Consider the following 13251-nt stretch of genomic DNA (forward strand, 5'->3'; position numbering starts at 1 on the left):
ATGCCAGCGCCATTTTCCTAGAATGATAGCCTGAGTCAGGACGAAAAGGAGCGGGGAAATGGCGGATATGGCGATGTTTCTAGGGGCTTTGCTGATCGTCTACGTGGTGCCGGGACCCGACATGATCCTGCTGCTGGAAACCGGTGTGCTGCGCGGCAGAGGGCAGGCGCTGGCGGTGGCCGCGGGGCTGGCCATCGCGCGGGCCGCCCACGTGACCCTGGCCGCGCTGGGATTGGCGGCGCTGTTCAAGACCCATCCCTGGGCGTTCGATGCGGCGCGCACGGTGGGCGGCTGCTATCTGGTCTGGTTGGGCTTGCGGCTATTGCGCGCAGGACCCGTGTCCTACGATGCTTCCGGGCAGGCGCCCGCGAGCCGCGCGGGACTGGGGCCGGCGCTATTGAGCGGCGTGTTGACCAATGTGCTCAATCCCAAGGCCTTGCTGTTCTGCTCGGTGCTGCTGCCGCAATTCGTGTCGCCCGCCCAGGGGCCGATAGGCCAGCAGTTCGCCGTGCTGGGCGTGATCCTGGTCAGCCTGGGCCTGGCGCTGGACGTGCTGTGCGCGTTGGCGGGCGGGGCGGTGGGGCGCTGGATGTCGGCCAGCCCCCGTGCGCAGAAGATCCAGAGCCGGGCGTTCGGGCTGGCGTTGATCGGCTTCGGCTTGCGCCTGACCGTGGCCCAGCGTCCGGCCTGAACCGCCGGCCCCGCAGCTTGCGCCGCGGGACCGGCCGCCAGGTTTACTTGGCGTAGGCGTACGAGGACTCGTCGGCTTCCTCGTCCTTCGGCCGCGGCGGGACCGCGCCGTCCTCCAGCAATTCCGACTGCGTCAGGCCCTTGGTCAGCTCCAGCGCCTGGCGTTCGAACAGGCGCCGGTACAGGCCGCCCTTCAGGCGGATCAGCGCGTCGTGGCTGCCTTCCTCGATGACGCGGCCGCGGTCCATCACCAGCAGGCGGTCCAGCGCGCGCACCGTGGACAGGCGGTGCGCCACCACCAGCGTGGTGCGGCCCACCATCAGGCGGTCCATGGCCTGCTGGATCAGCACTTCGCTTTCGCTGTCCAGGCTGGACGTGGCTTCGTCCAGGATCAGGATGGGCGCATCGGCCAGGAAGGCGCGGGCCAGGGCCACGCGCTGGCGTTCACCGCCCGACAGCTTGACGCCGCGTTCGCCGACCAGCGTGTCGTAGCCCTTGGGCAGCGCCATGATGAAGTCATGGGCGCTGGCCAGCCTTGCCGCCTGCTCGATCTCGGCCTGCGTGGCGCCGGGGCGGGCATAGGCGATGTTCTCCGCCAGCGTGCGGTGGAACAGCACGGGTTCCTGCTGCACGATGGCGATCTGGCTGCGCAAGGACGCCTGCCGCGCCTGGGCGATGTCCTGCCCGTCGATCGTGATGCGGCCGTCGTTCACGTCGTACAGGCGCTGGATCAGCTTGATGAACGTGGTCTTGCCCGAACCCGAATGGCCGACCAGGCCGACCCGTTCGCCCGGGGCGATGCGCACCGAGAAATGGTCATACAGCGCCTTGTCGTGCGCGCCATAGCGGAACGTCACGTCCTCGAAGCGGATCTCGCCGGCCGTGACGCGTAGCTCGCCCGCGCCGGGCCGGTCGTCCACGCCCAGCGGCTGCTTTTCCAGCGCGACCAGTTCTTCCATGTCGTTGACCGAACGTTGCAGGTTGCGGATGTGCATGCCCACGTCGCGCAGATAGCCTTGCAGCATGAAGAACATCGTCAGGGCGAAGGTGATGTCGCCCACGCTGGCCTGGCCGCGCGACCACAGCAGCAGCGACGCGCCCAGGATGCCCGCCTGCATGGCGACCAGCATGGCGCCCTGGATGCCGCCGTTGATCGTGCCGCGGATCCAGGTGCGGCGCGTGCGGCGGCGCCATTTGTCGACGACGCGGTCCAGCCTGACTTCTTCGCGCGCTTCGGCGCCGAAGGCCTTGACGACCGCATTGCAGCTGACGGCGTCGGCCAGCGCGCCGCCCATGCGCGTGTCCCAGGCGTTGCCCAGGCGCGCGGCCGGCGCCACATAGCCCAGCGACAACGCCGCGGTCACGGCGATGTACAGCACCGAGCCCAGGCCCACCACCAGCCCCATGATGGGCCAGTGCGCGCCCAGCAGGGCGGTGGCGCCCACCAGCATCACGACCGACGGCAACAGCGCGATCAGCAGCGTGTCGTTGAGGATGTCCACCGCCCACATGCCGCGCGTGATCTTGCGCACCGTGGAGCCGGCGAAGCTGTTGGCGTGCCAGTCCGTGGAAAAGCGCTGCACGCGGTAGAACGCGCTGGACACGATCCCATTCATCATCTTCAGCGTGAAGGTGATGATGTTCTGGAATATGGCCTGGCGCAGCAGCGTGCCGCCGATGCCCAGCGCGATCAGCAGCCAGAACGCGGTGACGGCCGCGCTCCAGACGATTTCGTCGCCGGCCGCGCCCGAGGCCACTGCGTCAACCAGTTTGCCAGCGTACAGCGGCGTCAGCACATCGGTCACCGCCGACAGCAGGGCGAGCACGATGATGCCGGAGGTACGCCAGGGCTGCGCGCGCCAATGGCGGAAGGTAAAGCCAAGGACATCCTTGAAGGTCTGTCCTCGTAGATCGATTTTTTTTCTGGCCATTGCAATGGCCCGGCGTCACCAGGACGCCGGGAGTCCTTGTGTGGAAAGAGGAAGGAGCGGCCTGCGCGGCGAGGCGCGGGCGATTGCGTTCAGGTTTTTGGGGCAGGCACGGAGGACCAGTCGCTAGATAGGCATCCAGCGATGGGTCCGCGCGGGCGACGACTTAATGGCGTCGCGGGGACACGCGCGGGATGGCGGTATGCGGATTCATCATCTTGCGCCTCCCAGTGGTGTGAGATGTGGGGGAAAAGGAATGGGCAGAGGCCCGAATTGAAGATTCTATAGAAGTGGTGTAGGCGAAGCAACGGGTAGGCGCGCGCCGGTGTGGGTTTTTTTCAACTGCGCGCGGCGTTCAGCCCGGGGTGAACAGCGTGGGCGGCAGGCGCGCCACGGCGTCGTAGGTCAGGCGGATGTGGGCGGCCAGCAGGTCACAGGCGCGGTCGGCATCGCGCGCCAGCGTGGCGTCCAGGATGCCCTTGTGCTCATCGTCCAGGTCGCGCGCGATGGGTTTGCGCGTGACGGTCAGGCGGCGGTAGCGCTCGGCCTGCTGGTACAGGATGCCCAGGAAATGGTGCAGCCAGCGCGACGGACAGGCGCGGATCAGTTCGCGGTGGAACTCGCGGTTGCGCTGTTCCCATTCTTCAAAGCGGGTGTCGGGGTCGGCGGCCAGGCGCTGTTCGGCCTTGCTCAGCCGGTGGAAGGCGGCCAGCACCGCGCTTTCCCAGTCGTCGTCGCCCAGCGCGATGGACTGGCGCAGGGCCTGGGTTTCAAGCAGCACGCGGTTCTCGGTGATGTCGCGGAAGTCTTCCAGCGAGATCGGCGTGACGTGGAAGCCGCGCTGTCCTTGCGCGATGACCAGCGCGTCCGACACCAGCAGCGCCAGCGCCTCGCGCAGCGTGCCTGCGCCCACGCCGTAATCGTCCTTCAGGTGTTCGACGCGCAGGCGGGAACCTGGCGGATGCACGCCCTGGATGATGTCGCGGCGCAGATTGACATAGGCCGCGCCGACCAGGGTGTTGGCCGAGGCGGAATGGGCGAGCGGGGGGAGGGTGGCGCCGTCTGACATGGGAGCTACTTTATCACTGCGTTCAAAAAATCTCGATAAAAATTATTGACGCCGAGATTTATGCTGCTTATCGTAGAAAAAAAGCGTCGAGACCACGACCGGCACGGAGCCGGCGGCAGGCGCAACCTGGAGACAAGCAGTGATACGGCTACACGACATCCGGTACGTCCGGCTGGGTACCCGCGACCTGGAATCCGCGGTCCGCTACGCGACCGCGGTGCTGGGGCTGGAAGTGGCGCGCAAGGAGCACGGCGCGGTCTACTTCAAGTCCGATTCGCGCGACCACACCCTTTGCTACTTCGAAGGCGATCCGCGCGACCACACCACCGCATTCGAAGTGGACACGTCCGAAGAACTCGAGCATGCCGGCGCGGTGCTGGAGCGCAGCGGCTATCAGGTCGCCGCAGGCAAGCGCGAGGACGCCGAGCAGCGCTACGTGCGCGATTTCCTCAGTTTCATCGACCCCTCCGGCAACCGCATCGAGCTGGTGCACGCGCCGCATCACAGCGGCCGCCGCTACTTCCCCAGCCGCGATGCGGGCGTGACCGGCTTTTCGCATATCGGCCTGCGCACGCTGGACGCGCGGCGCGACGAAGCCTTCTGGACCGGCCTGCTGTCGGCCCGGGTCAGCGACCGCATCGGCGAAGCGCCGCTGCTGCGCATCGACGAAGTGCACCACAAGATTGCGCTGTTCCCGTCCAGCTATCCGGGCGTGCAGCACATCAACCATCAGGTCGAAAGCATCGACGACATCATGCGCGCCTGGTATCAGCTGAAGGAATGGCAGGTGCCGATCCGCTTCGGCCCCGGGCGGCATCCGACCTCGGGGGCGATGTTCCTGTATTTCGACGGCCCCGACGGCATGATCTACGAATACTCCACCGGCGTGCGCCTGATCACCGCCGAAGACGAGAAGACCTACCGGCCGCGCAGCTTTCCCGCGGTGCCGTCCTCGTTCTGCATGTGGGGCGCCAAGCCCGACATCCCGGAGTTCAAGACGTGAGCGCCGCGCCGATGAAAGCCGACGCCGGCCAGGAAGCCCTGGTGCGGACGGCGGCGCGCGGCCTGGCCCGCGCCGGCCTGGTCCACGCCTACGGCCATTGCAGCAGCCGCCTCGACGCCGGTCACTTCCTGGTATGCGCCGCGCGGCCCATGGGCCTGATCGAGCCGGGCAAGGCGGGCACGGTGGTGCCGGTGCATGGCGAGCTGCCCGAGGGCGTGCTGGGCGAGGTCCGCATCCATCAGCACATCTACCGCATGCGCCCCGAAGTGGGCGGGGTGGTGCGTTCCATGCCGCCCACGGTCATGACGCTGTCCTCGGCCCGGCTGACGCCGCAGCCGCGCCATGGCATGGGCTCGTATTTTTCTCCGTCCGTGCCGCTCTGGGACGATCCGCAGCTGGTGCGCAGCGACGCCCAGGCGCGCGGCGTGGCCCAGACCCTGGGCGCGGCGCGCGCCGTGGCCATGCGCGGCAACGGCGCGGTGGTGGCGGCCGAATCGCTGATGCATGCCGTGGTGCTGACCTGGTATCTGGAGGATGCCGCGCGCATCGAATGGCAACTGCGCTCGGCCGGCCTGGCCGAAGGCGCGCCCACGCTCTCGCCGGAAGAGGCGGCTACCCGCGCCGTGGGCACGGGCCGCATCTACGAGCGCATGTGGGAATACCTGACCGCCGGCGACCCTGAAGCGGCGCTGGCAGACCTGTCACAACCGAGGACGCAATGACCGATTTCCGCAATTTCATCAACGGCGAATGGGTCGCCACGGACAAGACGTTCGACAACCGCGATCCGGTCGACAACCGCCTGATCGGACGCATCCACGAGGCCGGCGACGCCGAGGTCGACGCCGCCGTGCGGGCCGCCAAGGCGGCGCTGCGCGGCCCCTGGGGCAAACTCAAGACGCAGCAGCGCGTGGAGCTGCTGCACGCGGTGGCCGACGGCATCATCCGCCGCTTCGACGAGTTCGTCGATGCCGAGATCGCCGACACCGGCAAGCCCTACGACCTGGCCAGCCATCTGGACATTCCGCGCGGCGCGGCGAACTTCAAGATCTTCGCCGACCTGGTGCGCAACATTCCCAACGAGACCTTCGACCTGGAAACGCCGGATGGCGGCCATGCGCTGAACTACGGCGTGCGCGTGCCGCGCGGCGTGATCGGCGTGATCTGCCCCTGGAACCTGCCGCTGCTGCTGATGACCTGGAAGGTGGGGCCGGCGCTGGCCTGCGGCAACACCGTGGTGGTCAAGCCTTCCGAAGACACCCCGGCCACGGCCACGCTGCTGGGCGAAGTCATGAACGAGGTCGGCGTGCCGCCCGGCGTCTATAACGTGGTGCATGGCCGCGGCCCCGGCTCGGCGGGCGAAAAGCTCACGCGCCATCCGCTGGTCGACGGCATCACCTTCACCGGCGAAACCCGCACCGGCGAAGCTATCATGCAGGCCGCGGCGGTGGGCGTGCGCCCCGTGTCCTTCGAACTGGGCGGCAAGAACGCGGGCATCGTGTTCGCCGACGCGGACTTCGACAAGGCGGTGGCCGGCATCGCGCGCGCCGCCTTCGACAACACCGGGCAGGTCTGCCTGGGCACCGAGCGCGTCTACGTGCAGCGGCCGATCTTTGACCGCTTCGTGGCGGCGCTGGGCGAGCGCGCCCGTGGCTTCAAGCTGGGCCGTCCGAAGGACCCTGGCGTCAACCTGGGGCCGCTGATCTCGCAGCGTCACCGCGACAAGGTGCTGGGCTACTACGCCCGCGCCCGCGAAGAGGGCGCCACGGTGGTCGCGGGCGGCGGCGTGCCGGACATGCCGGATGAGCTGGCCGGCGGCGCGTGGATCCAGCCCACCGTGTGGACCGGACTGCCGGAAACCTCGGCCGTGATCCAGCAGGAAATCTTCGGCCCCTGCTGCCACATCGCGCCCTTCGACACGGAAGAAGAAGCCGTCGCGCTGGCCAACGCCACGCCCTACGGCCTGGCGGCCTCGGTCTGGACCAGCAACGTGGGCACCGCCCATCGCATGGGGCAGGCCCTGGAAGTGGGCATCTGCTGGATCAATTCCTGGTTCCTGCGCGACCTGCGCACGGCCTTCGGCGGGGCCAAGCAGTCCGGCATCGGCCGCGAGGGCGGCGTGCATTCGCTCGAGTTCTACACGGAGCTGCGCAATGTCTGCGTGAAGCTCTGACCTGTAAGCAAGCCTTAGTACCGGCAGGCGCCGCGCAGAACGGCGCCGCCGTCCATCCCCCAAGGAGACTTAGCATGCAAGCATACGCACGCGGCCTGTCCGCGCTGGCCGCGGTCGCGGCCTTGACCGTGGCCAACGCCGCAATGGCGGACATCCGCATCGGCTTTACCGGGGTGCTGTCCGGCCCCCAGGCGGCATTGGGCCAGGATCAGTACGACGGCCTGATGTTGGGCATCGAGCAGCTGGGCGGCAGCCTGGGCGGCCAGAAGGCCGTGGTGATCCGCGACGACGACCAGCTCAAGCCCGACGTGGGCGCGCAGATCGTGCAGAAGTTCATCGAGAAGGACAAGGTGGACGTGATCGTCGGCCTGGGCTTCTCCAATGTGCTCATGGCCGAACTGCGGCGCATCAAGGAGTCGGGCGTGGTGGCCCTGTCCACCAATGCCGGGCCCGCGCCCATCGCCGGCCGCATGTGCCTGCCCAACCTGTTCGTACTCGGCTGGCAGAACGACAGCATGTCCGAAGCCATGGGCAAGTACGTCAAGGACCAGGGCTACAAGCGCGCCTACCTGATGTCGTCCAACTACCAGGCCGGCAAGGACAAGCTGGCGGGCTTCAAGCGCTTCTATGGCGCCGCGCCCGCCGACGAGATCTACACCCAGCTGGGGCAGCTGGATTATTCGGCCGAGATCTCGCGCATGCAGTCGGCCTCGCCCGACGCGCTGTTCGTGTTCTACACCGGTGGGGTGGGCGTGAACTTCGTGCGCCAGCTGCGCCAGGCCGGCCTGATGGAAAAACTGCCGTTCTTCTCGGAAAGCCTGATCGACTCCAACACGCTGACCGCGCTGAAGGAACAGGCGGTGGGCGCGATCTACGGCACGCCTTGGGCCACCACGCTGGACAACCCGCAGAACCGCAAGTTCGTCGAGGCCTTCAAGGCCAAGTACGGACGCTTGCCGTCGGAATATGCGGTAGGCGGCTATGACGCGGCGTTCCTGCTGGATGCCGCCATCAAGCAGCAGGGCGGCAAGGTCGGCGACAGCAAGGCGCTGGCCGCGGCGGTAAAGGCCGCCGGCGCCAACTTCCCCACGGTGCGCGGCAAGTTCCGCTTCAACAGCAACAACATGCCGGTGCAGGACCTGTATGCCTATCAGGTCGTGAAGGAAGGCGACAGCGTGGGCCTGAAGCAGCTGGCCAAGGTGTTCACCGACCACCAGGACGCCTACGTGGCGGACTGCCCGCTGAAGTAACCGTCCCGGGAGACGCCCCATGAACGGATCCTTGCTGTTGTCGCAGATGCTCAATGGCCTGCAGCTCGGCGCCTTGCTGTTCCTGCTGTCCTCGGGGCTGACCCTGATCTTCGGCATCATGAACTTCATCAACCTGGCGCACGGGTCGCTGTACATGATCGGCGCTTTCCTGGGCGCCACCGCCTACAACGCCAGCGGCTCGTTCGCCTTCGCCATCCTGGCGGCGGTGACGGGCAGCGGCCTGGTGGGCGTGGCGCTGGAACGCCTGATCGCGCGGCCGCTGTACAAGCACGACCACCTGTACCAAGTGCTGGCCACCTTCGGGCTGATGATGTTCTTCAATGAACTGGCTTCCGTCATCTGGGGCAGCCGGCCGTATTACGCCGCCGTGCCGCAGGGGCTGGAAGGTGCCGTCAGCCTGTTCGGCAACGACTATCCGGTGTATCGCCTGATGATCATCGGCGTGGGTGCGCTGGTGGCGGTGGGCGCCTGGTTCCTGATCCAGCGCACGCGCTTCGGCATGTTGATCCGCGCGGGCGCCAGCAACGCGCCCATGGCCAGCGTGCTGGGCGCCAACGTGGACCTGCAGAAGACGCTGCTGTTCCTGCTGGGCGCGGTGCTGGCCGGCGTGGCGGGGGCGTTGGCGGGGCCGATCCTGTCGGTGCAGTCCGGCATGGGCGAGCCGGTGCTGATCCTGGCGCTGGTGGTGATCGTGGTCGGCGGCATCGGCTCGGTGCGCGGCACGCTGGTCGCGGCGCTGCTGATCGCGATGATAGACACGCTGGGCCGGGCCTTCCTGCCCGACCTGCTGCGCGCCGTGTTCGACGCCTCTGTCGCCAACGCGGTCGGGCCGGCCCTGGCTTCCATGCTGATCTACGTGCTGATGGCCGTGGTGCTGGCGTTCCGGCCGCAAGGCCTGGTCTTCTCGGCGCGCCGTTGACGCGCGCTTGTACTGGGGTTGGATCATCATGCAAGAACACACATACCGGCGCTGGGCGCTGCCCTTGCTGTTCCTGGTCCTGGCCGGCGTGCCTTTCGTGGCGCAATGGCTGGGCGAACCGTTCTACGTGACGCTGGGCGCGCGCATCCTGATCTATGCGTTGGCCGCGCTGGCGCTGAACCTGGTGCTGGGCTTTGCCGGATTGGTGAGCTTCGGCCACGCCATGTTCCTGGGCCTGGGCTGCTATGCCGTGGGCATCCTCAGCTATTACGGCTTCGGCAACGGCTGGCTGCAACTGGCCGTCTGCATCGCCGTATGCGCGCTGGTGGCGCTGATCGTCGGCACGGTCTGCCTGCGCACCTCGGGCATAGGCTTCATCATGATTACGCTGGCGTTTGCGCAGATGTTCTATTTCCTGGCGGTCAGCCTGCGCGAGTATGGCGGCGACGACGGCCTGAACATCTACGAAGCCAGTTCCTTCGGCCTGTTCGACCTGGGCGGCAGCCAGCCGGTGTACTGGGCGGCCTGGGCGGTGCTGCTGGTGTCCAGCCTGGCGATGCTGCGCCTGCGCCGCTCGCCCTTCGGCATGATCCTGCGCGCCACCCATGCCAACCCGCGCCGCGTGGACGCGCTGGGCTACTCGGTATTCGGCGTGCGTCTGACGGCCTACGTGGCCTCTGGCGTGCTGACCGGCGTGGCCGGGCTGCTGCTGGCCAACCTGACCGCCTTCGCCTCGCCCAGCTACATGTCCTGGCCGGTGTCGGGCGAGCTCATCGTCATGGTGGTGATAGGCGGGCTGGGCAATGTGCTGGGGCCGATCTTCGGCGCCGTTGCCTATCTGTTGATGGAAGAAGCCTTCAAGAGCATGACGCAGCATTGGATGCTGCTGATGGGGCCGGCGGTGGTGATCATCGCCATGGTGGCCAAGGGCGGCTATGCCAATTCGCTGGCCTGGCTGCGGCGTCCGCCGCCCGCCGCGCCCGCAGCTCAGCCGCCGGCCGCGGGTGAGCAACAGGACCGCCGCCCGCCGGACGCGATCGCCAAGGAGGCTTCGGCATGAGCACGCAAACCGCTGCCGCGCCCGTTGGACTGTCCACGCAGGACCTGGTGCGCCGCTTCGGCGGCCTGAAGGCGACCGACGGCGTGTCGCTGGACGTGGCCCCTGGCGAACTGCACGCGCTGATCGGCCCCAACGGCGCGGGCAAGACGACTTTGATCAACCTGCTGTCGGGCGAGCTGCGGCCCGATGGCGGCGCCGTGCGCCTGGGCGCCGCCGACGTTTCCCGCGCCTCGGTGCAGGAACGCGTGGCGCTGGGCATGCTGCGTTCCTATCAGGTGACCTCGGTGTTCGACAGCTACACGGTGCTGGACAACGCCTGCCTGGCGGCCTTGCGCAAGCGCCGCCGGCGCCTGTCGGGCTGGACCGCCTTGCGCGATTGCGCCGACGTGGTCGACGCCGCGACCGAGGCGCTGCGGGCCTGCCAGCTGGAAGATGTGGCCGAGGCGCAGGTGGACAGCCTGGCCTACGGCCAGCGCCGCCAGCTGGAGATTGCCATGGCCTTGGCGGGCGAGCCGTCGGTGCTGCTGCTGGACGAGCCCATGGCCGGGATGAGCGCGGCCGAAAGCGCCGGCGTGATCGCCTTGCTGCAAAGCCTGAAGGGCCGCTACACCATCGTGCTGGTCGAACACGACATGAACGCCGTGTTTGCGCTGGCCGACCGCATCAGCGTGCTGGTCTACGGCAAAGTCATCGCCACCGGCAGCGCGGACCAGATACGCAACCATCCCGACGTGCGCCGCGCCTATCTGGGCGACGACGCCGACGCATAAGGAGCCCCGCCATGTTGAGCATCAGCGGATTGACGGCGGCCTACGGGCATTGCCAGGCCTTGTTCGGCGTAGACCTGGACGTGGGCCAGGGCGAGGTCGTCGGCCTGATCGGCCGCAACGGCATGGGCCGCAGCACCGTCATCAAATGCCTGTTCGGCCTGCTGCCGGCCAGCCAGGGCAGCATCCGCTACGGCGAACGGTCCCTGCGCGGACTGGCGCCGTACCGCATCGGCCGGCTGGGCCTGTCGCTGGTGCCTGAAGGGCGCCAGATCTTCCCGACCCTGACGGTGGAAGAGAACCTGATCGCCACGGCGATACACCGCGGCGGCGGCCGCGGCTGGACGCTGGAACGCGTGTATGAACTGTTTCCGCGCCTGCACGAACGCCGCGCCAACCTGGGCACGCAACTATCCGGCGGCGAGCAGCAGATGCTGGCGCTGGGCCGGGCGCTGATGACCAACCCCAGCCTCTTGGTGCTGGACGAAGCCACCGAAGGGCTGGCGCCGGTGGTGCGCGCCGAAATCTGGCGCGTGCTGGCCCAATTGAAAGCCGAAGGTTTGTCGATGATCGTGGTGGACAAGAACACCACGGCCTTGCTGCGCCTGTCGGACCGCAACGTCATCCTCGACAAGGGCGTGACGGTGTGGCGCGGCAGCTCGGCGGAATTGTCCCAGCGGCCCGACCTGGTGGCCGCCTACGTAGGAGTCTGAAATGAGATTGCAGGACAAGGTGGCGCTGGTCACCGGCGCGGCCGGGGGCATTGGACTGGCGATCGCGCGGCGCTTCGCGGCCGAGGGCGCATACGTGCTGCTGGCCGACCGCAAGGAGGCCGAACTGATGGCCGCGGCCCGCGCCCTGGGCGATCGCGCCGCCGCGCTGGTGGCCGACGTGACCGACCCTGCCGACGCCCAGAAGCTGGCCGACGAGTGCGTGCGGCGCTGGGGCGGCCTGGACATCTGCGTCTGCAACGCCGGCGTGATCCGCGCGGCGGACTTCCTGGACCTGAAGCTGGAAGACCTGGATGCGGTCATGAACGTCAACGTGCGCGGCACCTTCCTGGTGGCGCAGGCCGCCGCGCGCGCCATGGTGGCGGGCGGACGCGGCAACGGCGCCATCGTGACCCTGTCCTCGATGACGGCGGAACTGGCGATGCCAGACCAGTTGGCATACGGCGCCAGCAAAGGCGCGGTGCGCCAGATGACCAAGTCGATGGCGCTGTCCCTGGCGCCGCACGGCATCCGCGTCAACGCCATCGGCCCCGGCAGCATCGACACCGAGATCCTGGCCACGATCACCAGCAACCCCGAAGCCCGCCGGACCGTGCTGTCGCGCATTCCGATGCAGCGCCTGGGATCGACGGACGAAGTCGCCAAGGTGGCGGTGTTCCTGGCCAGCGATGACGCCAGCTACGTGACCGGGCAGACGGTGTACGCGGATGGCGGCAGGCTGGCGCTGAACTATACGGTGCCGGTGCAGGAGTAGGGGGCGCGTGCCGACGCCGGATGGGTTTCGACAGCGGTCGGGGCAGGGTGATAAATTTTCGGGCGTCACCTGGAAAACGAACCCTGTCCATGAAAACCGCCGCAATTACCTCCTCCCGGGATAACGCCTGGCTCCAACTGCGCATGGCGCTTTGGCCTGACGCGTCAGCTGCCGAGCATCAGGACGATATGGACGATCAGGTCTGCGCGCCGGACCGGTACGTTCAGTTCCTGGTGCGCGCCGACGACGGGCTCGCGATTGGGTTGGCCGAAGCTTCCATCAGGACGGACTACGTAAATGGAACGGACTCCAGTCCGGTGGCGTTCCTGGAAGGCCTGTACGTCATGCCCGAGGCCAGGCGGCAGGGCGCGGCCAGGGCCTTGATTGCTGCCGTCCGGGCATGGGCCAGCGACAGGGGGTGCAAGGAGCTGGCCTCGGATACCGCGCTGGACAATGTCGTAAGCCAGGCCGCGCACGCGCGTCTGGGATTCAGCGAGACGGAGCGGGTCGTCTATTTCAACATGCCGATCTGAGACGCCAACGCGAGCCTCGCATTGCGAGTAAGGTATGGGCTGGAGGCCCTGATTTTCCGGCACCCAGGCCTGTGCCCTTCAGCGGGAACCCGAACACCATGAAGATACTTCGTCCGGCGCTGCGGACCGTTCTTGCCGCAGCCGCATGCACCTTGATCGCCGCTTGCGCGGACAAACCTCCCCAGCAAACCGAGCTGGACTACCGCAGCCGCTCTCCGTCCACGGGGCAGGGCACGAACAACGCGCCTGGATCCTCGGACCAACGCCTGACCATACAATCCGGCGAAGGCGAGCGCCTGAATCTGCCCTGGTTCGTCCGGGATACGCAGGAATGGATCAATAGCAACTGACAC

At 67.7% G+C, this 13251-nt stretch carries 14 protein-coding genes; 12 read left to right on the plus strand and 2 right to left on the minus strand.

Annotated elements, in window-relative coordinates; all coding sequences use genetic code 11:
- Positions 1-67: 67 nt before the first annotated feature.
- Positions 68-691, plus strand: a complete 624-nt coding sequence (locus tag ACZ5YA_RS01995; RefSeq protein ID WP_464091934.1) for a LysE family translocator — start codon at positions 68-70, stop codon at positions 689-691.
- Between the two features lie 43 nt (positions 692-734).
- On the opposite strand, the gene ACZ5YA_RS02000 is transcribed toward ACZ5YA_RS01995, so the two are convergent.
- Positions 735-2621, minus strand: coding sequence for an ABC transporter ATP-binding protein (locus ACZ5YA_RS02000; protein ID WP_059380583.1), 1887 nt, complete (start codon positions 2619-2621; stop codon positions 735-737).
- A gap of 352 nt (positions 2622-2973) precedes the next feature.
- Positions 2974-3687, minus strand: coding sequence for a GntR family transcriptional regulator (locus ACZ5YA_RS02005; RefSeq protein WP_280014901.1), 714 nt, complete (start codon positions 3685-3687; stop codon positions 2974-2976).
- 139 nt (positions 3688-3826) lie between these two features.
- Here ACZ5YA_RS02005 and ACZ5YA_RS02010 point away from each other — a divergent pair, with 139 nt between their 5' ends.
- The 11 genes from ACZ5YA_RS02010 (at position 3827) to ACZ5YA_RS02060 (ending at position 13248) form a co-directional block, all read left to right on the plus strand.
- Positions 3827-4690 (plus strand): VOC family protein, encoded by an 864-nt coding sequence (locus tag ACZ5YA_RS02010; RefSeq protein ID WP_054456504.1) that lies wholly within the window; start codon positions 3827-3829, stop codon positions 4688-4690.
- The gene (locus ACZ5YA_RS02015; protein WP_464091935.1) at positions 4687-5412 is read left to right on the plus strand and encodes a class II aldolase/adducin family protein; all 726 of its coding nucleotides are present in this window, start codon (positions 4687-4689) and stop codon (positions 5410-5412) included. The genes ACZ5YA_RS02010 and ACZ5YA_RS02015 overlap by 4 nt, the downstream gene beginning before the upstream one ends.
- On the plus strand, positions 5409-6863 hold the full coding sequence (locus ACZ5YA_RS02020; protein WP_059374175.1) for a 2-hydroxymuconic semialdehyde dehydrogenase: 1455 nt from the start codon (positions 5409-5411) through the stop codon (positions 6861-6863). Before ACZ5YA_RS02015 ends, ACZ5YA_RS02020 begins: the two co-directional genes overlap by 4 nt.
- Positions 6864-6937: 74 nt before the next feature.
- The gene (locus ACZ5YA_RS02025; RefSeq protein WP_059374176.1) at positions 6938-8113 is read left to right on the plus strand and encodes an ABC transporter substrate-binding protein; all 1176 of its coding nucleotides are present in this window, start codon (positions 6938-6940) and stop codon (positions 8111-8113) included.
- A 19-nt stretch (positions 8114-8132) separates the two neighbouring features.
- Positions 8133-9053, plus strand: coding sequence for a branched-chain amino acid ABC transporter permease (locus ACZ5YA_RS02030; RefSeq protein WP_059374177.1), 921 nt, complete (start codon positions 8133-8135; stop codon positions 9051-9053).
- 28 nt (positions 9054-9081) lie between these two features.
- Entirely contained in the window at positions 9082-10113 is a 1032-nt protein-coding gene (locus ACZ5YA_RS02035) for a branched-chain amino acid ABC transporter permease (RefSeq protein WP_059374463.1), read from the plus strand.
- The gene (locus ACZ5YA_RS02040) at positions 10110-10883 is read left to right on the plus strand and encodes an ABC transporter ATP-binding protein (RefSeq protein WP_280014898.1); all 774 of its coding nucleotides are present in this window, start codon (positions 10110-10112) and stop codon (positions 10881-10883) included. Before ACZ5YA_RS02035 ends, ACZ5YA_RS02040 begins: the two co-directional genes overlap by 4 nt.
- Positions 10884-10894: 11 nt before the next feature.
- Positions 10895-11593, plus strand: a complete 699-nt coding sequence (locus tag ACZ5YA_RS02045) for an ABC transporter ATP-binding protein (RefSeq protein WP_118932987.1) — start codon at positions 10895-10897, stop codon at positions 11591-11593.
- Position 11594: 1 nt separating this feature from the next.
- Complete coding sequence (locus ACZ5YA_RS02050; protein WP_251880660.1) at positions 11595-12365, plus strand: SDR family NAD(P)-dependent oxidoreductase; 771 nt, start codon at positions 11595-11597, stop codon at positions 12363-12365.
- A gap of 89 nt (positions 12366-12454) precedes the next feature.
- Positions 12455-12898 carry an aminoglycoside 6'-N-acetyltransferase gene (aac(6'), locus tag ACZ5YA_RS02055; protein ID WP_280014896.1) on the plus strand — a complete coding sequence of 148 codons (444 nt, stop codon included), beginning with the start codon at positions 12455-12457 and terminating at the stop codon, positions 12896-12898.
- 98 nt (positions 12899-12996) lie between these two features.
- The gene (locus tag ACZ5YA_RS02060) at positions 12997-13248 is read left to right on the plus strand and encodes a hypothetical protein (protein ID WP_059374182.1); all 252 of its coding nucleotides are present in this window, start codon (positions 12997-12999) and stop codon (positions 13246-13248) included.
- The last annotated feature ends 3 nt before the right edge of the window (positions 13249-13251 follow it).

The organism is Achromobacter sp. JCM 18799, from assembly GCF_055395645.1.